The organism is Paradesulfitobacterium aromaticivorans, from assembly GCF_054657415.1.
Genome location: NZ_BAAHYT010000010.1, coordinates 1,995,325 through 2,018,479 on the forward strand (window position 1 = coordinate 1,995,325; position 23,155 = coordinate 2,018,479).

25 protein-coding genes, 1 pseudogene and 1 riboswitch are annotated in these 23,155 nt (G+C 45.8%); of the genes and pseudogenes, 14 read left to right on the top strand and 12 right to left on the bottom strand.

Going from position 1 to position 23,155, the window contains the following annotated elements; translation table 11 throughout:
• Positions 1–93 precede the first annotated feature (93 nt).
• The gene (locus ACYQ2N_RS15500) at positions 94–1,329 is read left to right on the top strand and encodes an AAA family ATPase (protein WP_460000176.1); all 1,236 of its coding nucleotides are present in this window, start codon (positions 94–96) and stop codon (positions 1,327–1,329) included.
• Positions 1,326–1,973, top strand: a complete 648-nt coding sequence (locus ACYQ2N_RS15505) for an HNH endonuclease (protein WP_460000178.1) — start codon at positions 1,326–1,328, stop codon at positions 1,971–1,973. Before ACYQ2N_RS15500 ends, ACYQ2N_RS15505 begins: the two co-directional genes overlap by 4 nt.
• A 176-nt stretch (positions 1,974–2,149) precedes the next feature.
• On the opposite strand, the gene ACYQ2N_RS15510 is transcribed toward ACYQ2N_RS15505, so the two are convergent.
• On the bottom strand, positions 2,150–3,973 hold the full coding sequence (locus tag ACYQ2N_RS15510; protein ID WP_460000179.1) for an Rqc2 family fibronectin-binding protein: 1,824 nt from the start codon (positions 3,971–3,973) through the stop codon (positions 2,150–2,152).
• A gap of 512 nt (positions 3,974–4,485) precedes the next feature.
• Between ACYQ2N_RS15510 and ACYQ2N_RS15515 the strand changes: the two genes are divergently transcribed.
• From ACYQ2N_RS15515 to ACYQ2N_RS15525, 3 genes are all read left to right on the top strand, one after another.
• Positions 4,486–7,224, top strand: coding sequence for a calcium-transporting P-type ATPase, PMR1-type (locus ACYQ2N_RS15515; RefSeq protein WP_460000181.1), 2,739 nt, complete (start codon positions 4,486–4,488; stop codon positions 7,222–7,224).
• Between the two features lie 172 nt (positions 7,225–7,396).
• A complete protein-coding gene (gene dapF, locus ACYQ2N_RS15520) occupies positions 7,397–8,233 on the top strand; it encodes a diaminopimelate epimerase (protein WP_460000182.1) in 837 nt (278 codons plus the stop codon).
• Positions 8,234–8,293: 60 nt separating this feature from the next.
• A complete protein-coding gene (locus ACYQ2N_RS15525; RefSeq protein ID WP_460000557.1) occupies positions 8,294–9,472 on the top strand; it encodes an LL-diaminopimelate aminotransferase in 1,179 nt (392 codons plus the stop codon).
• 78 nt (positions 9,473–9,550) lie between these two features.
• Here the strand turns inward: ACYQ2N_RS15525 and ACYQ2N_RS15530 are convergent, their stop codons facing one another.
• From ACYQ2N_RS15530 to ACYQ2N_RS15570, 9 genes are all read right to left on the bottom strand, one after another.
• A complete protein-coding gene (locus tag ACYQ2N_RS15530) occupies positions 9,551–9,787 on the bottom strand; it encodes a DUF4368 domain-containing protein (RefSeq protein WP_460000183.1) in 237 nt (78 codons plus the stop codon).
• Positions 9,788–9,813: 26 nt separating this feature from the next.
• Positions 9,814–10,311, bottom strand: coding sequence for a recombinase zinc ribbon domain-containing protein (locus ACYQ2N_RS15535; RefSeq protein WP_460000184.1), 498 nt, complete (start codon positions 10,309–10,311; stop codon positions 9,814–9,816).
• Positions 10,274–10,531 (bottom strand): recombinase family protein, encoded by a 258-nt coding sequence (locus tag ACYQ2N_RS15540; RefSeq protein WP_460000186.1) that lies wholly within the window; start codon positions 10,529–10,531, stop codon positions 10,274–10,276. Before ACYQ2N_RS15540 ends, ACYQ2N_RS15535 begins: the two co-directional genes overlap by 38 nt.
• Positions 10,528–10,743 (bottom strand): recombinase family protein, encoded by a 216-nt coding sequence (locus tag ACYQ2N_RS15545; RefSeq protein WP_460000187.1) that lies wholly within the window; start codon positions 10,741–10,743, stop codon positions 10,528–10,530. Before ACYQ2N_RS15545 ends, ACYQ2N_RS15540 begins: the two co-directional genes overlap by 4 nt.
• Before the next feature lie 518 nt (positions 10,744–11,261).
• Positions 11,262–11,351, bottom strand: a riboswitch (cyclic di-GMP riboswitch).
• 134 nt (positions 11,352–11,485) lie between these two features.
• Positions 11,486–11,920, bottom strand: a complete 435-nt coding sequence (locus ACYQ2N_RS15550; protein WP_460000188.1) for a hypothetical protein — start codon at positions 11,918–11,920, stop codon at positions 11,486–11,488.
• Positions 11,921–11,994: 74 nt separating this feature from the next.
• The gene (locus ACYQ2N_RS15555) at positions 11,995–12,249 is read right to left on the bottom strand and encodes a DUF4367 domain-containing protein (protein ID WP_460000558.1); all 255 of its coding nucleotides are present in this window, start codon (positions 12,247–12,249) and stop codon (positions 11,995–11,997) included.
• A complete protein-coding gene (locus ACYQ2N_RS15560; protein ID WP_460000190.1) occupies positions 12,197–12,520 on the bottom strand; it encodes a hypothetical protein in 324 nt (107 codons plus the stop codon). The genes ACYQ2N_RS15555 and ACYQ2N_RS15560 overlap by 53 nt, the downstream gene beginning before the upstream one ends.
• Positions 12,517–12,762 (bottom strand): hypothetical protein, encoded by a 246-nt coding sequence (locus ACYQ2N_RS15565; RefSeq protein ID WP_460000191.1) that lies wholly within the window; start codon positions 12,760–12,762, stop codon positions 12,517–12,519. The genes ACYQ2N_RS15560 and ACYQ2N_RS15565 overlap by 4 nt, the downstream gene beginning before the upstream one ends.
• Entirely contained in the window at positions 12,752–13,321 is a 570-nt protein-coding gene (locus tag ACYQ2N_RS15570; protein WP_460000193.1) for an RNA polymerase sigma factor, read from the bottom strand. The genes ACYQ2N_RS15565 and ACYQ2N_RS15570 overlap by 11 nt, the downstream gene beginning before the upstream one ends.
• A gap of 221 nt (positions 13,322–13,542) precedes the next feature.
• On the opposite strand from ACYQ2N_RS15570, the gene ACYQ2N_RS15575 reads away from it, so the two are divergent.
• Together ACYQ2N_RS15575 and ACYQ2N_RS15580 are read left to right on the top strand one after the other, a co-directional pair.
• Positions 13,543–14,658, top strand: coding sequence for a hypothetical protein (locus ACYQ2N_RS15575; RefSeq protein WP_460000194.1), 1,116 nt, complete (start codon positions 13,543–13,545; stop codon positions 14,656–14,658).
• A gap of 264 nt (positions 14,659–14,922) precedes the next feature.
• Positions 14,923–15,267 (top strand): hypothetical protein, encoded by a 345-nt coding sequence (locus tag ACYQ2N_RS15580; protein WP_460000195.1) that lies wholly within the window; start codon positions 14,923–14,925, stop codon positions 15,265–15,267.
• 621 nt (positions 15,268–15,888) lie between these two features.
• On the opposite strand, the pseudogene ACYQ2N_RS15585 reads toward ACYQ2N_RS15580, so the two are convergent.
• A pseudogene (locus ACYQ2N_RS15585) lies at positions 15,889–16,246 on the bottom strand (phage holin family protein); the annotation flags it as partial.
• 1 nt (position 16,247) lies between these two features.
• Complete coding sequence (locus tag ACYQ2N_RS15590; RefSeq protein WP_460000196.1) at positions 16,248–16,799, bottom strand: sigma-70 family RNA polymerase sigma factor; 552 nt, start codon at positions 16,797–16,799, stop codon at positions 16,248–16,250.
• A 507-nt stretch (positions 16,800–17,306) separates the two neighbouring features.
• Between ACYQ2N_RS15590 and ACYQ2N_RS15595 the strand changes: the two genes are divergently transcribed.
• The 7 genes from ACYQ2N_RS15595 (at position 17,307) to ACYQ2N_RS15625 (ending at position 23,147) form a co-directional block, all read left to right on the top strand.
• Positions 17,307–18,185 carry a YicC/YloC family endoribonuclease gene (locus ACYQ2N_RS15595; RefSeq protein WP_460000198.1) on the top strand — a complete coding sequence of 293 codons (879 nt, stop codon included), beginning with the start codon at positions 17,307–17,309 and terminating at the stop codon, positions 18,183–18,185.
• A gap of 15 nt (positions 18,186–18,200) precedes the next feature.
• On the top strand, positions 18,201–18,476 hold the full coding sequence (remA, locus tag ACYQ2N_RS15600; protein WP_460000199.1) for an extracellular matrix/biofilm regulator RemA: 276 nt from the start codon (positions 18,201–18,203) through the stop codon (positions 18,474–18,476).
• A gap of 10 nt (positions 18,477–18,486) precedes the next feature.
• Complete coding sequence (gmk, locus tag ACYQ2N_RS15605; RefSeq protein WP_460000200.1) at positions 18,487–19,095, top strand: guanylate kinase; 609 nt, start codon at positions 18,487–18,489, stop codon at positions 19,093–19,095.
• On the top strand, positions 19,092–19,298 hold the full coding sequence (gene rpoZ, locus ACYQ2N_RS15610; protein ID WP_460000201.1) for a DNA-directed RNA polymerase subunit omega: 207 nt from the start codon (positions 19,092–19,094) through the stop codon (positions 19,296–19,298). Before gmk ends, rpoZ begins: the two co-directional genes overlap by 4 nt.
• Before the next feature lie 12 nt (positions 19,299–19,310).
• Positions 19,311–20,519, top strand: a complete 1,209-nt coding sequence (gene coaBC, locus ACYQ2N_RS15615) for a bifunctional phosphopantothenoylcysteine decarboxylase/phosphopantothenate--cysteine ligase CoaBC (RefSeq protein ID WP_460000202.1) — start codon at positions 19,311–19,313, stop codon at positions 20,517–20,519.
• A gap of 6 nt (positions 20,520–20,525) precedes the next feature.
• Positions 20,526–21,716, top strand: coding sequence for a methionine adenosyltransferase (metK, locus tag ACYQ2N_RS15620; RefSeq protein ID WP_460000204.1), 1,191 nt, complete (start codon positions 20,526–20,528; stop codon positions 21,714–21,716).
• A 171-nt stretch (positions 21,717–21,887) separates the two neighbouring features.
• Positions 21,888–23,147: a phenylacetate--CoA ligase family protein gene (locus ACYQ2N_RS15625; RefSeq protein ID WP_460000205.1), complete on the top strand. Its 1,260-nt coding sequence runs from the start codon at positions 21,888–21,890 to the stop codon at positions 23,145–23,147.
• Positions 23,148–23,155 lie beyond the last annotated feature (8 nt).

Genomic DNA, 23,155 nt, shown 5'->3' on the forward strand with positions numbered 1-23,155 from the left:
AAAAAATAATGACTCATTTATCGACTTGATCCATACTTAAGACTTTCAAGCTACTATACAATGATCTAAAATTATAGAGAGGAGTTTAAACATATGTTATTTAAAATTCTTCAGATAGATCATTGGAGGCAATATCAAAATCTTGAAATTAAATTTCACAATCGAATGACAATTCTTACTGGTGCCAATGGTGCAGGAAAGACAACAATTTTAAACTTATTAAATAGGCATTTTGGATGGAATATCAATTTTGTTGGTACATATAAGCGTGATAAGAAAAGAAATATTTCAAAATATATTTCAGATGTTTGGAGAAAGTTGACTCAAGATGAGCCACAGAACACTATTGTTGAAATTGGGAAAATAACTTATTCTAATGGAGTTAAAGCCCAATTAACTGTCTCTAATGATGTATCACAGACCTATCAGATAAACATGAATAATATGCAATCAATTAGTGGCCTTCACATTCCATCTCACAGACCAATCTATAGTTATCAGCCTGTACAAACAATCCCGACTGTACCACAGACCAGACAACAGACATTTCAAGAGTATTTTTCCCTTGTACATAATACATTTCTAAACAATTATACGGGTAAGAGGGCTAATCAGATTATTAAAGAGACACTAATTAGTTTGGCTACTTTTGGATATGGAAATGAAGTTGTAGTCCCAGACGAAGAGGCCCTTCGTACTTTTGAGGAATTCCAAAATATCCTAAGAATAATGTTACCTCCAAAACTGGGTTTCCAGAAAATCTCAATACGTATGCCGGAGGTAATTCTAGTTACCAATTCAGGGGAATTCGCTTTGGATGCTGTCTCTGGTGGCATTGCCGCGATAATAGACTTAGCCTGGCAAATTTTTATGTACCAGGCTCAGGGAGAATTTGTAGTAACAATAGATGAACCTGAGAATCACTTACATCCTGAAATACAGAGATCATTATTACCCAATCTTATAGAAGCGTTCCCTCAGGTTCAATTTATTGTGGCAACCCATAATCCCTTTATTGTGAGTTCTGTTCCATTTTCTAACGTATATGTGTTAAATTACAACGAAAATAATAAAGTCGACAGTACCCTTCTAGACCTTGTAAACAAGGCCGGAACGTCGAACGATATTTTAAGAGATGTTTTAGGAGTACCTGTTGTTATGCCAATATGGGTTGAAGAAAAAATTGATAATATTATCAACAGGTATGTTTCGGTTGGCATTAATAAGTTAAATTATGATTCTCTTAGAAAGGAAATGAAAGACTTAGGGTTAGACAAGTTCATTCCCAATACCATAGCAAAGGTTATTGAAGTGGGTGAAATTAAATGATTAAGATAAGAAAGGGTGAGGAACCCGAGGTCTTGCTACACAATAAAGAAGCTTGGACAGAAAGATATATACGTTTGCTTGAAACAGAAGAGGAAATTCCTACAAGTTTAAAATTAAAATATCGCGACCCAGAAATAAAGGAAAAGATAATAGAGGAAACCCATGGAAAATGTGCTTATTGCGAGAGTTATATACCCCATATATCATTTGGCGATGTCGAGCATATTTATCCAAAATCTAAAAGACCAGATTTAATATTCGAATGGTCTAATCTAACTCTTTCATGTGAACAGTGTAATAGAACAAGAAAGAAAGATTATTATAATCCTGATGATCCGATCATTAATCCATATATAGACGATCCTTCTGAGTATTTAATTGCTCATGGCCCTTTCATTTCGCACTACCCAGGCAATCGAAAAGGAGAGCTTACTGAAAGAATTTTAGAACTTAATCGAAAGGAACTTATTGGCAGAAGATTAGATCGTATTAAAGATTTAATTCCATTAATTGATAAATGGGCAACCGAAAGCAATGATACTTTTAAAGAGATACTTAGAGAACAATTACTAAAAGAAGCAGAAGATGATATTGAATATTCTTTTACAGTAAAACAATTTTTAGTTCAAGAAGGTATTGATTGAGGGAGAAAGTTACTTTCACAATCAGAGAATCACCGTACAATAATTTTGCAGTCAATGATTAAACTTCCCATTATCCATATTCTATGTCGTTTAATTCTTACGGGGGGCTCAAAGAGCCGCCGCACGTGGGAGCCACTGGCTTCGCGGTGCGTACGGGTTAATATAAGAGCGTATTGTTATTCTCCGCTCTCCAGCAGCCGCTCCAGCACTTCGGGTTTAGGCGTGAGGTAAAGGGTCCAGTTCTTGTCGTAGATGACCATGCCGGGCTTTCCTTCCTTTGGCTTTTTAATATTTTTAACATGAGTGTAGTCCACCGGGACTTGGGACGAGCCTCGGGCCTGGCTGAAGTAAATAGCCAGGGCAGCAGCTTCTTCCAGAGTGGTGTCATCCGGGAATTCTTCTCCGTCTGCCAAAGGCACGATCACGTGGGAGCCGGGGATTTCTTTGACATGGAGCCAGAGGTCAGTGGATTTGGCTTTTTTCAGAGTAAGCCATTCGTTCTGCTTGTTGTTGCGCCCGACTAAGATCAGGCGCTTTTGGCTGGAATAATAGGCACGGGGAACCGGGTCCGGCGGTTTGCCGGACTTTTTGTTTTTGTGGTTGTGACCACCTTTAGCGGCCACATACCCTTGTTCGCTTAATTCTGCGTGAATCTCCTCAAGCTCAGGCAGGCTGGCAGCCTGTTCCAAACTGAGGAGCAAGGATTCAAGATAGCTTAACTCCGTGAGAACGTTTTCTTTGAGCGGCTCTGTTTTGCTTAGTGTCGTTTTGGCTTTGTTATAAAGGCGGTAGTAGCGCTGGGCGTTGTCGATCGGGCTCAGCAGAGGGTCGAGGGGAATGGTGAGTTGGGGAAGGCTGGGATCGTAGTAGTCTTCGAGCACGGTTTCAGAGGCTCCGGATTGGATGCGGTAGAGGTTAGCCGTCAAGAGTTCTCCCCATTTCTGATAAGCGAAGGAGCTTCTGGCCTCTGAAAGGGTATCCTCATAGATATTGAGCTTTTTGCTTAAATGGGCTTGGTGCTCCTGGACAACTTTTTTGAGGGAGCCCCGTTTTGCCTCTAAGGTGTTGCCTGCGCCTTTGAGTTCATAAAAGCGGGCGATGCACTCATTAAGGCTGGCAACGCTTTCACAGCTTAGACTTTGGTACTGCTGGAAGGGGAGAAATGTAAAAGCGGTCGCTTGCGTGGACATAGGGTTGGTACCGGTGTTGTGCTTGCGCCGGTCGCCTGCATAATAGAGGCAAGGTGCACTAAGGCTGTCTTTTTCCGGGCAGGCCAAACGGCGGTAGGACTGAAAGAGGCGGCTTAAGTCGATATCCCCGCATTGTTCCAGCCGAGTTTCTTCAGAAAGTCCTGCCTCCAGCACGAGTTCGCGCGCGAGTTCCGGGCTGACTCCGGCTAGGCGTTTGAGCAGAATACTCGGGAGCAATGCGCTTAAATCCTCGCTGTATAAGGTTTCGCGCCAGGCTTCTTCATCCTGGGTTGGCTCCATTTTTCCCTGTGAGGGTGGAGTTAGGTATGGGCGTCCGGGCAGAACCTCCCGGTAGCGGCTTACGGCATGTGAGTAGCGTTTGAGCCCGTCGATAATGCTGCCGGAGACTGGGTCAACTAAAATCAGATTGCTGTGCTTGCCCATGATTTCCAGGTACAGGTGATACGTGGCGAGGTCGCCGCGTTCATTATAGTTCTGGAACACAAACGTGATGAGCCGTTCCAAGCCTGTTTGTTCGACAGCTATGATTTTAGAGCCTTCCAAATGTTTGCGTAGAATCATGCAAAACATGGGAGGGGCTGCAGGGTTTTTCTTGCTTACAGTTGTTATGTGGAACCGGGCTGCCGTGGCGCCGGCATTAAGCAGGAGACGGAATGAGGAGCCTTGGTTGCGCAGCAAGAGTTGAACTTCCTCTTTTTCCGGCTGGTGAATTTTATCAATACGAGCCCCAACAAGCTGGGGCGCAAGTTCTTGGACCAAATAGTGGAGGGTGACGCCGTCGAGGGCCATAACAGGAACTCCCTTCGTTGGAAGATAGATCAAATATAGAATACTCAGGAGTCAGGAGTCAGCATGAGAGAACGGATGACAACTCAGGAGGTAGAATATTTTTGGGAACAAATCAAGACTAAAACCTTGAAAAAACAAGAAATCCCAACTGAATTCTGCCCTGAAAAACAGGCAAGATGCAATTACTTAGCGAACCGTCCGAGCAGAAGAGCGTCGAGAGCACAGTTGATTCAGCGTTAAGCAGCGCCACTGGTTAACTACAGGTATTACCCTGAGGTTTGGCGCTGTAGCTGAATCAACAAGCGAACAGCTCTGGCGCGTGGTGAGCGGGTAATGCAGCTTGCCGGTCAGAAGCAAAATTTTTCATTCATCAGTGGTGTCGCAGAGAGGCATCGGAGTCTGAATACCTAAATAGTAAAATCGCTCTCTAAGTATAGCAGTCCTTGGGTATTTTTTCTAGGGACAAGGCATAAGCATGTACTAAAACAGGTTGGAAGGAGGAACTTGGGTACATGCGGCAACAAGCGTGGCACGTCTTGCCTTGGTTGGAAGTGGTTAAAACGCTGGGCGTACACCCGGGCAAGGGACTAAATTTGAAAGAGGTAAACCGCCGCCTGAGTGAAGTAGGGCAAAATGTATTAGCAGTTAAAAAAGGGGTTCACCCTGTTTTTCTATTCCTGGGGCAATTCCGCGATTTTATGGTCTTGGTTCTGCTGGCGGCTACGGTTGTTTCTGGGCTCTTAGGGGAGATTGCGGACGCTGTGACGATCATGGCCATCCTGATTATTAATGCCGTTTTGGGCTTTATTCAGGAGTTCCGGGCTGAGCGCTCGATGGAATCTCTGCGTTCTCTGACGGCACCGGAGGCCAAAGTTTTGCGCGAAGGGATCGAAAAGCGCATCCCTGCGGCCGAACTTGTCCCTGGAGATATTGCTATTTTAGAAGCAGGAGACCGCATCCCTGCAGATATTCGCTGGATTCAAGCGGTCAATCTTGAAGTGGAAGAGTCCGCTTTAACAGGGGAGTCTCATCCTGTAGGCAAGAGCATTGCTCCCATAATGGATGAATTAACCCCGATGGCTGACCGCCAAAATATGGGCTACATGGGTACGGTTATCGTCAATGGGCGGGGTGCAGGGGTAGTGGTGGCTACCGGCATGGACACGGAAATGGGCGTTATAGCCGGGATGATCCAAAGTGTGGAAGATGAAGAAACCCCTCTGCAAAAACGCCTGGCCCAGCTCGGGAAATGGCTGGTAATTATCAGTGTTCTGGTGTGCGTGGTTGTGGTTATTACCGGGATTTTGCGCGGGGAAGGATTCTATAAAATGTTCTTTGCCGGGGTCTCACTCGCGGTGGCGGCGATTCCTGAAGGGCTGCCGGCGATTGTGACCGTAGCGCTGGCCATTGGGGTGCAGCGTATGGTTAAAAGGCAGGCCATTATCCGCAAGCTTCCGGCTGTGGAAACTTTAGGATGTGCAACTGTCATCTGTTCGGATAAGACAGGCACACTGACGCAAAATGAGATGACTGTAAGACAGGTTTTTGCCGGTGGCAGGATGGTTACGGTCTCAGGTCAGGGATATGACCCTAAGGGAGATTTCCACGGACGGGAACCGGGTAAGGAAGGGGAGCCCTTGCGGGAGGCCCTCAAAATTGCGGCCTTGTGCAATAACTCCAAACTCACGAAGAAAGGGGTTCAGGTGGCAGGACTCTTCCGTTCCGCAGCCACAGAAGCCCCGTGGGGAATCGAAGGGGATCCGACCGAGGGTGCACTCCTGGTGGCGGCTGCCAAAGCCGGAATTTGGCGCGAGACTTTGGAACGCAAAGAAGAGAGAATAGGGGAAATCCCGTTTGACTCGGACCGTAAACGCATGAGTGTGATTTATCGTTCAAAAAAAGGAAAATATGCGTATGTCAAAGGTGCTCCCGATGTCATACTTAAGCTTTGTACCCATGAACTGAATGATCAGGGAAGAATAGAGCTTACAGAGCTGCGCAAGCGCACAATTCTGCGGGCCAATGACGCCATGGCTAAACAGGCTTTACGGGTTTTAGCTCTGGCGGAAAAGTCTCTGGCCGATGAGCGGGCTCTTGACGAACTTAGTGAACAAGGCTTGACTTTTGTCGGCCTTATGGGCATGATCGATCCCCCACGCGCCAGTGCGGGCAAGGCGATTCAGGTCTGCCGCCGGGCCGGGATCAAGCCGGTGATGATCACCGGGGATCATCGCCTGACTGCGGAAGCGGTAGCTAAAGAACTGGGAATTATGCGTCAAGGGTCGGGAGAAATAGTCACCGGAGCAGATTTGGAGAGTATGACTGACGAGGACTTGGCGAAAAAGGTCATGAACGTCTCAGTTTATGCCAGGGTTACACCCAAGGACAAATTGAGAATCGTGAGGGCGCTTAAGAAACATAATCAAGTGGTGGCCATGACCGGGGACGGGGTTAATGATGCCCCTGCGGTCAAAGAGGCAGATATCGGCGTGTCTATGGGCAAGACCGGCACGGATGTCACGAAAGAAGCTTCGTCCATGGTCCTGGGGGATGATAATTTTGCCACGATTGTGGCAGCGGTGGAGGAAGGGCGCGCTATCTATGATAATATCCGCAAGTTTATCCGGTATTTACTGTCATGCAACTTAGGAGAAGTGTTGACCATGTTTTTAGCGACCTTGGTCGGCTTGCCGCTGCCCTTGTTACCGATCCAGATTCTGTGGGTAAACCTGGTTACGGACGGGCTCCCGGCTATGGCCCTCGGTGTCGATGGCGCTGAGCCCGACATCATGAACCGTCCGCCCCGCACTCCGGGTGAAAGCGTGTTTGCACGGGGTCTGGCCCGGAAAATTGGGATTCGGGGAACGCTTATGGGGATAGGAACTTTGTTTGTATTTGTGTCAGCCCTCTTTATCGGAGTAAACATCTTAGGGGCGCGGACCATGGCTTTCACTACCCTTGTTTTCTCCCAGCTCTTTCATGTGTTCGACTGTAAGTCAGAAACGCGGGGGATTTTCGAAATCGGATTGCTCTCGAACCCATATTTGGTCGCAGCGGTACTGACTTCCGTCACGATGCAGCTGAGCGCAATTTATCTTCCGCCTTTACAGGCGATTTTTAAGACCACGGCCTTGGTGGGCTGGCAGTGGGGGTTAATCCTGGCAGTGGCAGGAGGACCTTCTGTCCTGATCGGGCTTGCCCGCTTGGTGCGCCATCCCTTGAGAGCCAAACCTTCTTTGGCCCAGCGGTAAGCATTTGAGCAGACTATTAGCGCGGCTGAAGGTTACATTGTATATTACCCTTTCCAGTCGTGTATACTTTCCATCAAACGGTTGACCTGCAATAGATGCTCGTAGTATTCTTTAACATGAACAGCAGGTGATGCGTAGGGTAAAGGAAACTTGGCGACAGGGAGGGAAGAGCATGGAATTCGTTAAAATGCACGGTCTGGGAAATGACTTTGTCTTCCTGGACCATTTTTCTGTGTCCCCGGCAACGGATTATCCCGCACTCGCCCGCCGTCTCTGTGACCGGCATTTCGGTATCGGTGCGGACGGGCTGATAGCTATTCTCCCTTCCGAAGCGGCGGACGCGCGCATGCGCATTTTTAACGCGGACGGCTCAGAGCCGGAGATGTGCGGCAATGGGATCCGTTGTGCGGCCCGTTTTCTCTATGATAAAAGGTATGTAACCTCAAATCCTCTGACAATAGAGACTTTGGCCGGAATCTTAAGCCTGCGCCTTGATTTGGGTGACGGGATAGTAAAAGGGGTAAGAGTGGACATGGGCGCACCGATCTTAAAGGCAGGGCTAATTCCGGTCCTGGCTCAGGGTGAGCCTCTAATTAACGCGCCCTTGAACGTAGAGGGCAAAGTATGGCATTACACCGCAGTTTCGATGGGAAACCCGCATTGTGTGATTTTTGTTAAGGACTTTGAGGACTTGGATTTTGAACATGTGGGTCCGGCGATTGAAAAACACTCTGACTTTCCGCGCAGGACGAATGTCGAATTTATCCGGGTGGACTCTGAAAATGAAATTACCATGAAGGTTTGGGAGCGTGGAGCAGGACCTACTTTAGCCTGCGGCACGGGTGCCTGCGCTGCGGCTGTGGCTGCGGTGCTCAATCATAAGACTGAGCGCTCCGTGACCGTGCATTTGCCCGGCGGTGACCTTGTGATCGAATGGGCTGCAGATGACCATGTTTACATGACCGGCCCGGCCAGTTACGTTTTCCGCGGGGAGCTTGTAGAGCCTTAGCGAATGCAAGATGGATATTAGCTAATCTACTGCTTATCTAAGCAGATTAATAAGGAGGACATAGTAGTGGAAGAAGCACTTAGGATCAAAGCTTTGCCCCCGTACTTATTTGCCCGTATTGATGAAAAAATCATTGAGGCCAAAGCCAAGGGAGTCGATGTCATCAGTCTGGGCATCGGCGACCCGGATATGCCGACTCCGGATCATATCATTGAGCGCCTGACTCAAGCTGCCCGTAAACCGGCAAATCACCGCTACCCTTCTTATGTGGGGATGCTGGAGTTTCGCCAGGCTGTGGCTGATTGGTATAAGCAACGCTCAAATGTGGAGCTTGACCCCAAGAAAGAAGTAGTGACCTTAATCGGGTCCAAAGAAGGCATTGCGCATATCGCTTTTTGCTACATCAATCCCGGTGATATTGCCCTTATTCCCGACCCGGGCTATCCGGTCTATGGTATTGGCACGATGCTCGCCGGAGGAGTACCTTATACCATGCCTCTTAAAGAGGAAAACGGTTTCTTGCCCGATCTGGACAGTATCCCTGAGGATGTGGCCCGTAAAGCGAAGCTCATGTTCCTTAACTACCCGAATAATCCAACGTCCGCTATTGCGGATGAAGAATTTTATCTTAAAGCAATCTCCTTTGCTAAGAAATATGACATCATTCTCTGCCATGATGCTGCCTATTCTGAAATTGCCTTTGAAGGGTATAAGCCTTTAAGCTTTCTTGAAATCCCGGGAGCTAAAGAAGTGGGCATTGAATTCCATTCTATGTCCAAGACCTATAATATGACCGGTTGGCGGGTTGGCTGGGCTGCCGGCAATCCCCGTGTGGTGGAATCACTGGGTCGTATTAAGTCAAATATTGACTCCGGTGTCTTCCAAGCCGTTCAGGAAGCCGCGATGGAGGGTCTTGCATCCTCTCCGGATGTAGTGCAGGAGATCTGCCAGGTATATCAGGAACGCCGCGACATTGTAATTGACGGGCTTAATGCCTTGGGCTGGAACATGCCTAAGACCAAGGCCACTATCTACGTCTGGCCCAAAGTACCGCGCGGTTATACTTCCGCTTCGTTTGCCGAGGCAGTGCTTGAAAAAGCAGGAGTAGTGGTTACTCCGGGTAATGGCTACGGGGAATACGGGGAGGGATACTTCCGCATTTCGCTCACACTCGGGACGGAGCGCCTGCAGGAAGCACTCAAGCGCATGCAGCAAAGCCTAGGAAAGTTTGAGTTCTAAATGTAATTAATCTAAAATGCAAGTTAAGATGATAGAAAGACCTCCTATTTAGGGCGCGTCGTAAAGAAGTAAAATTCTTTACACAGTGGCATGGCACTTGTTGTCATGCCATTTTCCTTTGTAGGACTTCCTCCATAGTGGTTCGATCATCGACCACACCAACAAAGTTAAATAGATGTCAACCTGCTGTGTTCTCTTTCCCGTGCTTTTGTCGGGAGCATGAATGATGATCTTCTCAATGAATTCATTTAGCATCTCGGCGGTAAGTTCCGTGATTTCAGTATACTTCCTGACGATTTTTAGGAAGCTGTTCACATTGACGCTTTGATTCTCCTGTGAAGTTATCGCTTCTTCATGCTCGGATATTTTAGCCTGTAATTCTCCTTGTCTGCCTCGTAGGTTGCGGAGAGCTTGGAGAATCGTTCGTCAGTCAATCTGCCGGAAACATTGTCCTCATAGATTCTTTGAAACAGTATGTCCAGTTCTTTCATCCTTTTTTGAAACTGGATAAGCTCCTTTTGCTTGATTGCTAGCATTCGCTTATGGTTACGCATTGTATTGTGCATAACCATTTGCGCAAATTGATCCTTGTAAGCGGAAGCAAATCCGGTTACACGCCTTAGTTCATTTTGTACCACCTTTGTCAGCGGCTGTATGCTGATATAGTGCGCCGAGCATTGATGGACATTGGAACGATAGGTGGAGCAGGTATAATACTCATGCGTGTTATTGTGGGAACGGCAATGGTACATTTTCTCGCCACAGTCGGCACAGAATAGCAATCCTGAGAAGATGCCAACATCACCAAAGCGGTCTGTGTTGTCGTATCTTCTGCACAAGCTCAAACACTTCCGGTTCAATAATGGCTTCATGCGTATTTTCAAAGACAAGCTGATTTTCCTCCGGATTGTTGCATTTTTTCTTTTGCTTATAGGATTTCCGGTAAGTCTTGAAGTTTACCATATGCTCTAAATATTCCTTGTGTTCAAGGATATGGACGACTGCTGAAGAATTCCATTTCTCTGCCGCTTGCGTAAGACCGCCGCTTGCGCCACTCAATCCTTTTTAGCACGATATGCCGTGGGCGTTAGTACATTTTCCGCATTGAGGCGTTTGGCAATCTGCGTCGGGCCTACGCCATTGACGCACAGATTGAATGTCCGCTTTAAGATTTCCGCGGCTTCATCATCCACAACCCACTTCTTTGTAGAGGGAGGGGAGCGGCAGCCGGTTGAATGCCCTAAGAAAGCAGTAAAACCGAGCTTGTCCACTATTTCTTCATCCTCCATGTCCAACCAGAAGGACATAAGGAAGATGTTGCGCTTGGCCTCGCTTAAGGTTTTTAATATCTGGAATAAAAGTCCATCTCTGACGTGGACATTGAAGTGCGAGCCCTTCGGTTGTTTACATATAAAACTTAATTCCTGTTCCGTCCAATAAAAGCAAAGCTTTTCAAGGTTTCGTTCGCTAAGCTGTGAAAACAGGATTCCATTTTTTAATCGATAATGGTTGTCTTTTAGCCAATTTGTCAATTCATTTTTTAATATCTTTGGGGTAAGGGAAGAATGTTTTTGATATATAAAAAGTCGAAAATATGCCGTTTTTGCTAATAAGAAGACCGCAATTTTTTTGTAATAAATCGCGGTCTTATGGTCTATGAGATATATTGAATTATAGACATCTAATGTAAGCTACTCATCCAGATAGATTTTCACACTAAAGTCAATGAGCCGTGCTCCAAAGACAAAAAACCTGCCAATAAAAGGGCAGGTTTAAGACATATAGTCTCCGTGGCAGCCAGGCTGTCATAGTGCCGATCAGCACCTTAGACCCTTATGGCTTTGCGTCCCTGTTTTTAACAGGTTTGCCCTTATCACTGATAATTAATTTAATTAATAAAGAGGCCAGCGGATTGTTCTCTGACCTCAGCAAATAATCTTACTATTCGATGTCAATCCTTATTGGCTCCCCGTGTAATTTAGGGTACTCGATCCAACATTATAGCAAGCTAATTCAATATGTTACCGTAGCGGAATATAATGATTCAGTTTCCAACAGCATGCCGGAAGCATCATAAACTTTAGCGGTAGCACTTACCCTATAGGTGCCTGTGGTAACGTAGTAATATTCTACTATTTCAGTGCCGGCAACCCCGGTACCTGACGCCGTCCACGTCTTGATTGCGCTCCAGCCATTGCTGGTGGATTTTTGTAGCTGGACAGTCAAATCTGTACTGTACGAATTGTTGTAAAGTGTAACATTCCCAACACAAGCGGCTTTCCCAGATGAATCGATAGTTAGCCCCGCATCTAAAGTCCAAATGTACGTAAATAGAGGAGTCATCAATCCTTGTGTTTTTACGTTGTTTGTCCCGTCAGCCGCGTAAGCCGGAACGACAGAGAAAACGATCATAAGGACAACAAGACCCATGCACATAAATTTTTTCATAAAATAAAAAACCTCCTTTGAATATCTTTCAATAACTAAAGACAACAAAGAAGGTTTTTTGCAACAAAATTTTTTTAATCTACATATTTTACTCCTTCGGCTATCTTCACCGCAGTGTCCTCACTCGTCTGTGCCTGAACAGTAAACATATGGTTATCCATTTCCCATACGATTGTAACCATTGATTTTTTGACGACAAGCGTTCCCTCATGTCCGTTGATACTGATTGGTTTCAAGTCGGAAGCATCTTCAGTATCTACCCCATGGTTATTGCCTTCAGTTAATTCCGTATAAAGAATAAGCGAGCCCTGCTGATTTTCGAATACGATTTTTTTTTAAAAGTTCGTTGTTGGAAATGTTACTGACTTTATATCCGTCCGGCATATAAGTCGGAACATAGGCCTTGGTCCAGTTTACAACAGGACTTCTGCCGCCCGAACCGCTGTCGTTCTCCTTTAGTTCAAAAGATGTATATTTCGGTTGGATATCCATCAAAAAATTCAGCACCCTAACTCTCACTGCCTGCACGCTTGCCACTGTGGTAAACAATATAACAATCACAACCAGCATAGCTACAGCCACTCTGTTTAAGGGCTTCAAAATGCGCCGCCTTCCGGCATAGGCCTTCGGTTTTTTTTTAAATGAGCGTCCAGTTGTTGGCTAAACCTTTGGAATGCCTCCTCGGAAGGTAAAGACTCCGGGTCATTTTTCAGCTTTTCTTTTTCTTCCAGAAAAAGCTTTCCTTCTTTTTCCGAAGCGTCGTGCATGATCAACCTGAACAGACTGTCTTCATATTCTTCATAAAGCTTTTTCCGGATTTGTTCCGAGCTGTTATTCGACATGCTTAATCATCTCCTGATCCATGAGTTTTTTGGCTTTTCTTCGAGCTCTTGTCAAATACTGCCGTACACTAGCAGGCGCTATTCCCATAATTTCCGCTAATTTATCATTATCCATTTCCAGGATATATTCAAAATACAACAGATCTTTCTGCTTTTCCGGAAGCCTCAATATGGCATTCCCCATCTCTTCAATTTCTTCCTGTTGGATGATCCTGTCTTCTATGGTTTCTTCAAAGCCGGGAATTTTTTCAGCCAAATCCGTCTCTTCTCCATAATACGCATGCTTGTTCTGTACACGCCTGTGTTTTAAAAAGTTGATTCCCACACTCCTGGAGGTATAGACAACATAAGCAGCCGTTTTGCAACTGTCCAAAGTTTGAATTAAAGAAATTTTTTCAATTAGTTTTAGGAAAATATCGTTGATTAGATCTTCTACATTGTCCGCATCATGTATAATATTGTAAACGGTCTTTCGCACGAGACCGTAATAGCCCTGATACAAGTTAAGCATAAAGACTTTATCGTCATCGTTTGACATTGCGGCGATCATCATTACCATCCAATCACTCCTTCATGATTAATCATACCATAATTTTAGTGATTTTTTTTCAAGAACAATAGCCGCTGGCTTAGACTATCAGATTGAAACGATCATAAATTGAGTCGCTTCTGATGAACTTTCGATAAATAATTTTATAAAACCATGTTGCAAAAACACATCCCGGATGTCTTATATAATAAGAAGATTATCATTAAAAAATAAGAAGGTCATTGACTAGAATGAAAAAATATTTACTTCTGATTTTTTTTGTAACTTTGTTTTCTTCTGTTGTATTGCTCAGTGGCTGTACAGCCCAAATTGCAACATCAGCAGATAAAGAACGGAGACCTGTGACTTCATCCACGGGAGAGCCCGAAAATAATCAATCTGTTTTGCGGGATAATGATTTTTACGCCAAGACTTATGTTCAACCGCTGGTCGATTCCGCAATTTCCTGGGAATCTTGGGACAGCCCTGAAGAGATCGAAATCATTCCTTTGCTCACCTTTAGTTTCCAAAGTATTATCGGTGATAACATCAATGTTAGTTCTTATTGGAGTAATGAGGATCAAAAATGTCATATTCCTGCTGAAATGCTTGAAGCCCCCTTATGCAGACATTTCAACCTGTCGGAAAGTTATTTGAAATCATTAGAAGTATACAATCCCGTGGAAAATGCTTACCTAATAGGTCAAACATCCGGGGGAGGCGGTTTATTTGAAATCGATAAGGTTTCCAGACAGGATAAGCTTGTAACCATCGATTTTCATTATTATGATAATGTAACCGAAGAAAACCTTAAGAAGGTTACGCTTGTGGTGGATGAAGGTCAGCAGGACTTCAAATACCTGTCCTGTCAGGTAACACCAGTTCTCCCCTCTTTGACTGATCCCGGAGATACGGCTGCAGCCCAAAAACCTGAGATTGTTCTCTCAGAATCGCCGGCAGGCTGGTCATACATTGCTAAGCCTAAGGTATACTATTTCCATGCCGGGCGGGATATTTACGGCGTTGAATTTAGCTTGACTTACAATGCCGCTTCCGGCCAATATGAGTTTCAATCAGGTATGGGAGACTGCGACAAAATCATTTCCTATACGTTAACCGGGACTCGGTTCACAGTCGTGCTGAATGGAAAATATCAGCTGCTGTATCCGGATATCACGGCCATGGTTGGGATCAACAAGACTGTGAATGAGTATGGATATGAGGGAGTAAAAGATTGGTATAAAATGAAGCCGTCGTCTATCGTTACAGGCGAAGACGGCAATTATTACCTTACGGTTCCCTTTAATAAGACTTACAAAGATGGAGAAATTACCGATGTCCGGTTTTCTTTTGGCAAGATTGACTGACAACTAAAACATTTTATCAATCTCCCCTCTTTTTGGTGTTTAATTAAGATTTTTTATCAAAACATGTTGCACAAACCCCTTCTTGTTGTCTTATATCATAGTAAGAAACATTCATCAGACACTGTCATTTATAAAATTATATACATCTATGCGATGCGGGAGGTAAGACTTTGATTAGGAGCCGAGAGAAAAATTATCTTATTCTTTTTGCTGCTGATAATTTAAGAAGTAATAAAATAAACTGAAAAAAGGAGGTGACAGATATTGTCTGTAGAGTATGTTTTTAGGCAAGTAAATATAAGTAATATAAAAATGATTTTTATAGTCGCTACTCTAATTTTACTTATTGCACTTCTTCAAAAACTAAAACCAACTTTTTCAGTAACCTATCATATAAATAATAAACCTTCTTATGTAAAAGCCAAATTTATTTCCAAATTACTCACATCAGCTACATTATATATTTGTGGATTTTATTTATATTATTTTACTAATTTAACTGAAACATCAAAGTACTCTGCTTTTGCTTTATGGATTCCTATTATGTTGTATCATGCATACAAATGGGGATTTACGAAACTTTTTGAAAATGCAATTAGGGAAGAATAGCCTACCGGAGCGAAAGAATCATGATGATCAATCAGGCCAAAGACGCTTCTGATGTACACTCAACAGAACTAGGGCTCCCGCTGTAATGTCCCCACTTGTCAAGACACGATTTTAAAAATTAAAGATAATCTCCTTTTCTCACAATCGGTCTTGCTCTCTAATCGAGCGAGAGCATTTACCTCCTTTTCTTCTCTGAGGTCGACTTGACACGGGACCCTACGTTGGATGCTTCAATGGGTCGATGGCCGTGGCTTATAGAATGTATTTCTCTTGGGTAAGCCCCATCCCGCTGATTTAGCAGTAGCATCCGCCGCCCCCATGTCAAGTCTTGCTCTGGGATGCCATGACTTTGCTTTTTCATTTATCATATGATAATAATAAACACAACCCATGTCGCAAAAGTCCAAGGAATTTGGTCCAGTTGTTTTCTAATCCCAAAACAATGCCCGCATCACGTTCAAAGTGGTGCGGGCTTAATTTATATTTGGCTATTTTCACAGGGAAAGTGGGGATATAAAAATTTCCACTAAACTTTTGCAACAACCCCTTGTTAAGGCTAGTTTTTTCTCGCTTTTTTAGGTTAACAATTATAAACACCCGTAACGTTTTCATATGCCACATCTCTGGAAATGGCACCCCCATTTTTGCGGAGTTTTCAAGTATGCTGATACCTTCATTGGACAGATAAAAAGTAATAAGCATTGTTCTAAGCGAACTGCTTGAACCGATTATGTATTGGTCAATAATGTTCCCCAAGGCAACTCATGGAAAATATCAATACCTTTTTGCTAATACCTTTAAATCCGATATCACTCGAAATGTTTTTTTCGCAAATCGCCAACAGGACTCCGGTTACATAATCAATTGCCACAAACGCCATCAGCGCATAAACCAGAGAATCAAGACCCCCTAATAACCATCCCCAACCCCCCCCTATCAGAGCAAATATTATTTTGAAATTATTCAAAAACGTATCCACTTTAATTCCTCCTCAATGTTTCTCTGAACCATCTTGCCAATTTCTGCAAAGCCCGTTTTTTTGTTTTGCTGACTGCTTGTCTAGTAATTCCATAAATAGATGCAGTTTCTGTTACGGTATAGCCTAAAAAATAAATCATTTTGACAATTGTTAATTCAGATTCAGTCAGCACATCGTCAATACCTATTAACTCGAGCTTGAAATATGTGTCAGAGGTAGCCGATGCAGCTTCAGCATAATAAAGTTCACTGTCACTAAGGTCCGAATACGATACAAAATTGTGAAGTTTCTTTAGAGCTAATAATCTTTTTATATAGCTGCTGCGAATTGCTGTACATATATAGGAGACAAGGGTCCCTTCACTTGTGTTGTGCAGGCGGTCAAGCCGAATATTATTGAGAAGCTCAATAAAATCAAAAAGAAGATTGTTATAGGCATCATCATAATAGAGCTTATAAGCATACTTTTTTAGCAATGGATCAAATTTTTTTATAAGCATTAAAGTCGCGTCGCTGTCACCTTTCTGTGATTGGACAATCAGAGCCTCAGTCATCAGGCATCCCACCCTTCGACTGCTAAAGAGATGGCATGTCCAATTTTGTAAACCTCAAAAACTAATTTTTCAGCACCGCTTCACCTTATCCATGAAAAACAAAAGGGCAGAATTATGGGCAAATAAACCGCAATTCCTGCCTTTTTGCATTCTTGGAGATATGCTATTTGTACATTACGGAAAGCAATTTTTTGCCCGTAATAACTAACAAACCAATCACTCCGTCTTTTCCGATTAATTTTTAATAACCAATTATTTCCTTGCATATGTATAAGACAATTTTTGAAATGTTTTGCAACACTTAATTTCATACTTCGTAATTTTTGTGATTTCTCAAGAACAAAAAAAGAGGCTGCTCTAAAATGTGGGGTCTTTTTTTACCAATCCAGAAGAATAAAGTATAATGATAGAATAGCTTATGCGGTTCAAGTAGATGAATAAGGCTTAGGGAATCGCCATAGTATTTGAGGGGATGTAACTGGGCCAAGAATGGAGAGGTGCGTTTATTTGGCTAACAGTATGACCGGCTTTGGCCGGGGCGAGGCCAGTGGGCTGGATTACCAGTTTACTGTGGAACTAAAAGCGGTGAACCATCGTTTCTTGGAAGTAGTAGTCCGTCTCCCCAAGAACTTTATGAGCTTTGAAGAACCGATGCGCAAGCTGGTGCAGGAGAAGATCCAGCGCGGGCGGGTGGAGATATATCTCAATATCGCGCAAACGGAAGAAAAAAAGAGATTGGCTAAGGTTGACAAAGAATTAGCGCTGTCGTATGATAAAACACTGAAGGAACTCGCATTATCCTTACATACTGCCTATGAGGTGGATATTTACCGTTTGGCGGCGCTGCCGGAAGTTCTTTCCCTGGAAGAGGCTGAAACAGATCTTGACAAATTGTGGCCGGTCGGCGCTGAGGCCTTAGCGGCGGCACTTGATCATTTTGTACGGATGCGGGCGATGGAAGGGCTGAAACTGACAGAAGATTTGTTAGGACGCCTTGATTTCCTGGCCGCCTCTTTAGAGAAGATAGAGCAGCGATCCGATTCTGTGGTAGCTGATTATCAGAAACGGTTGCGGGAGCGGGTGCAAGCCTTGCTCGGCGAGACGGTGCTTGATGAAGCCCGCTTGGCTAATGAAGTTGCGTTCTTTGCGGATCGCGCTTCGATTACGGAAGAAATCGTGCGTTTCCACAGCCACTTGGAGCAAAGTAGGAAAGCCCTTAAAAGTTCAGATGCTGTCGGGCGCAAACTGGATTTTCTGATTCAGGAAATGAACAGGGAGATTAACACGATCGGCTCCAAAGCGAATGATTTAGGGATTTCCCAAGTTGTAATAGATGTCAAGAGCGAGTTGGAAAAAGTTCGGGAACAGGTTCAGAACTTAGAATAGGTAGGGGGGTTAATATTGGATATCAAACTTATCAACATCGGGTTTGGCAACATTGTCTCAGCTAACCGTATTATCTCTATTGTCAGCCCGGAATCCGCTCCGATTAAGCGGATTATCCAGGAAGCGCGGGATGCGGGCATGCTCATTGATGCGACTTATGGCAGGCGGACGCGGGCGGTTATCATTTGCGACAGCCATCATGTCATTCTTTCGGCTGTGCAGCCTGAAACAGTGGCCCACCGTCTCTCCAGCAAAGAGTCCAGTTCCCATGTAGAAGATCCGGCTGATTAGGTAAGTGAGCGTGGAGAAAAGAGATGGTTTGCTAGTTGTTCTTTCCGGCCCCTCTGGAGCCGGCAAGGGCACACTCTGCCGTGAACTGCTCCGGCAGGAACCGAATATCCAATATTCTGTTTCAGCGACCACCCGTCAACCCCGCCCTGCTGAAATAGAGGGGATTCATTATTTTTTCCGTACGAAGGCCGAGTTTGAGGGCATGATCGCTAAGGGTGAGTTGCTGGAATGGGCGGAGTTTTGCGGCAACTATTACGGAACTCCTATTTTTGCAATGGAACAGGCACTTAGTGCTGGGAAAGACGTTATATTAGAGATAGAGACGAAAGGTGCCCTCCAAGTCAAAAAGCGCATCCCGGACGGATTGTTTATTTTTGTGGTGCCGCCGTCCCTGGAGGCCCTGTCAGAAAGAATCCATAAGCGCGGGACTGAAGCTGAGGAGGTTATCGCCAAGCGGCTAGCCACTGCCCGTCAGGAAATTAAGCTGGTAACTGAATACGACTATGTTGTGGTAAATGATGAAGTTCCTGCCGCGGTTCACAGATTGCGCAGCATTCTTGTTGCAGAGAAGTGCCGTGTTCAGCGGAATCCATTTCTCTTTAAGGAGGAACATTCATGAAGCAGCCTTCACTCGATTTATTAATGAGCCAGGTAGACAGTAAATACACGCTGGTCGTAGTTACGGCCAAACGGGCACGCTTTTTAATGGAAGACAGTAACTCAGATGTAGTTACTAAGGGTGTTAAGCCGGTAAGCTTGGCTCTCGAAGACATTGCTCTGGGCAAAATCCGTTACGAACGGACGCGTGAAGGTATTAAATAAGAAGGTAACACTATGCTTGAAGGTAAGTTTATTCTTGTCGGCGTTACGGGTGGGATTGCTGCCTATAAGGCTGCTGAGGTTGTCAGCCGCTTGCGCAAGCTCCGGGCTGATGTGCATGTGGTCATGACCAAGGAAGCGGCCCACTTTATTGCTCCGCTCACCTTGCAAAGCCTCTCCGCCAATCCGGTGCATGTGGAGATGTTTACCGAGCCCAAGCTCTGGAATGTTGAGCATATCGCCTTGGCTGAGCGCGCAGACGCGGTTGTGGTCGTGCCGGCTACGGCTAATATTATCGCCAAAATGGCGGTAGGCTTGGCTGACGATTTGCTCTCGACGGTGCTCCTTGCTGTCCGGAGCCCTCTTTTTGTGGCTCCGGCGATGAATCATTGGATGTACCACCATTCGGCGACCCAGGAAAACCTAAGGTGCCTCACTGAACGTTCTGTGCACATGATCGGGCCGGCGGAAGGGTTTCAGGCCTGTGGCACAGATGGGGATGGTCGCATGAGCGAGCCGGAAGAGATCGTGGCAGAGCTTGAGCGCTTTTTCCAAAGCCAAACTTGGCTTAAAGGAAAGCGGGTTTTAGTGACGGCAGGAGGGACGCAGGAACCGCTTGATCCTGTGCGCTACATAGGAAACCGCAGTTCCGGGCGTATGGGCTATGCTATCGCCCAGGCGCTTCAGGAAGCGGGGGCGGAAACGGTTCTGATAAGCGCCCCGACTTCACTCCACCCGCCGTCGCAAGTTCTGCATGTGCCGGTAATGACTGCTCTCGAAATGCGGGATGAAGTGATCAAGCGCTTTCAGGAGGTTGATGTTGTGGTTAAGGCGGCGGCAGTCGCTGATTACCGACCAGCTGTGCAGTCAGAGCAGAAGATTAAGAAGCAGGGAGACAAGCTGCAACTCGAACTCATTCCGAACCCGGACATTTTAGCGGAACTCGGACGCTCTAAGAATGGGCAAATCTTAGTTGGGTTTGCCGCGGAAACCGAGGAACTTATCAAACACGCTCAAGAGAAAATGCACCGTAAAAATGTGGATTTATTGGTAGCTAACGATGTTACCAAGCCGGGAGCTGGTTTCGGCAGTCCCACGAATATTGTCAGCTTTCTCTTCCCGGACGGGAGAAGAATAGATTTACCCCAACAAGAGAAACTGGAAATTGCGCGCAGGCTTGTTCGTGAAATTGCAGTTTTACTCGGTGTAAAGGAGGAAAATTAACAAACAATGGTCAGAAAACTTTTTACTTCTGAATCTGTAACCGAAGGGCATCCCGATAAGATTTGCGACCAGATTTCAGATGCTATTCTCGATGCAATCTTCGAAAAAGACCCTAATGCCAGAGTCGCTTGTGAAACCTCAGTTACCACCGGACTGGTACTCGTAAGTGGGGAAATTACAACGACCTGCTATGTTGACATTCCCCGGGTTGTCAGGGAGACGATCAGGGAAGTAGGCTATACCAGGGCTAAGTACGGTTTCGATGCTGACACTTGTGCTGTCCTGACCTCAATCGGGGAGCAGTCTGCTGACATTGCTTTAGGAGTAGACAGAGCCTTAGAAGCGAAAACAGGGGAAATGTCAGACCAGGAGATCGAAGCGATCGGTGCCGGAGACCAGGGCATGATGTTTGGCTATGCCACGAATGAGACGGAAAGTTATATGCCCTTGCCCATTGACTTAGCACACCGGATGGCTTTGCGCCTAAGCCAAGTGCGCAAATCCGATCTCCTCGACTACCTCCGTCCGGACGGCAAGACGCAAGTGACAGTGGAATACGAGGATGGCAAGCCTGTGCGCGTTGATACAATTGTGATTTCGACCCAGCACCATCCGGATGTTACTCAGGAACAAATCCGCAAGGATTTGCTCGAACACGTGGTCTTTCCGACCGTGTCCTCTGAACTTCTCGATGAAAAGACCCGGTATTTTATCAACCCTACCGGACGCTTTGTCATCGGCGGCCCGCAGGGGGATGCGGGGCTCACCGGACGTAAGATTATTGTGGACACTTACGGCGGGATGGCTCGCCACGGCGGTGGCGCTTTCTCAGGCAAAGACCCCACCAAAGTTGACCGCTCTGCAGCCTATGCCGCGCGTTATGTAGCCAAAAACGTAGTTGCGGCCGGTTTGGCCGAACGTTGCGAAATTCAAATAGCGTATGCGATCGGGGTAGCCCAACCTGTATCCGTTGCTGTTGAAACATTCGGCACCGGCAAGCTTTCCGAAGAAAAAATCATTGAGTTAGTGAAGAAGAACTTTGACCTGCGCCCGGCAGGGATTATCAAGAGTTTAGACTTGCGTCGGCCTATTTACCGCCAGACTGCGGCATACGGTCATTTCGGCAGGACTGATCTTGATCTGCCGTGGGAGAAAATCGACAAAGCACAGGAACTGAGACAACAAGCAGGGCTGTAAATAATATTTTTTCTGGTATAGACTCCTTGTCGTATCTTGACAAGGAGTTTATTAATTAGATATGATAGCACAAAATAAGGACACTTTGTCTATATGGTGAAATACTAAATGTCGCTAAGCTAAAGTTTTGAGCACTAAGTTATTGAATATGCCTACTAGGAGGAAAAGCTGATGCTGCAAGAGGAAGAGATTGTGCACGAACTGCGCGAGACCGTTGCCAGAATTTTAAGAGTTCCGTATTATCAACAGCGTTTAGAAAAACTCGGTGTGACCAAAGCGGAGGACATTAAGTCTTTAAGCGATTTCCAGCGCCTTCCGCTGACCAGCAAAGAAGATTTAAGGCTTAACTATCCGTTCGGGCTGATGGCAGAGCCTTTGGAAAAACTGGTACGGGTGCATGCCTCGTCAGGGACAACCGGCAAACCAACGGTAGTAGGGTATACCCGTCAAGATGTTCAACTGTGGGCGCAGATCGTGGCTAACGGTCTGCGCCTGGCGGGTGCAACTTCTAAAGATGTTGTCCAGGTAGCGTATGGTTATGGGTTATTTACCGGGGGTATGGGCTTGCACTACGGGTGTGAAGAACTTGGCGCTTTAGTCGTGCCAATTTCAGGAGGGAATACCCAAAGACAACTCATGCTCATGCGGGATTTCGGCACGACAGTTTTGGCCTGCACCCCGTCTTATGCCCTCTATCTGGCTGAAAGTATGGAAGAAGCAGGAATCTCCCGCGCTGAACTGCGCCTGCGCATCGGGATTTTTGGGGCGGAACCCTGGACTGAGGGAATGCGTGAAGAGATCGAGGCCCGTCTCGGCTTAACGGCTATTGATATTTACGGCTTAAGCGAGATCATGGGTCCTGGAGTTGCGATTGAATGTGAGGCCCATCACGGGCTGCATATCGATGCGCATTTTTATCCGGAAGTGCTTGACGAAAATGGGAACCCCTTGGCGGAAGGGGAAAAAGGAGAGTTGGTGTTTACCACTCTCAAAAAAGAGGGTTTCCCGGTTCTACGCTACCGCACCAAGGATTTGACCACTCTCCGCTATGGCAAATGCGAGCACTGCGGACATGAGGGCTGGACCATGGACCGTGTGTCTGCAAGGGTTGACGATATGCTGATCATCCGGGGCGTGAATGTCTTCCCCAGCCAAGTGGAAGAAGCTATCCTCTCGGTCGGCGGCATCGAACCTCACTACCTGTTAGTCGTGGATAAGGTTGGAACGCTCGATCAGTTGGAAGTGCGGGTAGAGGTTAACACAGCTAGTTTCCTGGATGAGGTGCGTGAATTAGAGAATCTGCAAGAGCGAGTTAAGCGCAGAATTGAAGATATTATTGGCATATCCGTGCGCGTGCGCCTAGTTGAACCCAAAAGCATCCCGCGTAGTGAAGGGAAGGCTAAGCGGGTTATTGACAAACGCAAAGGTTAGAGGAGGGG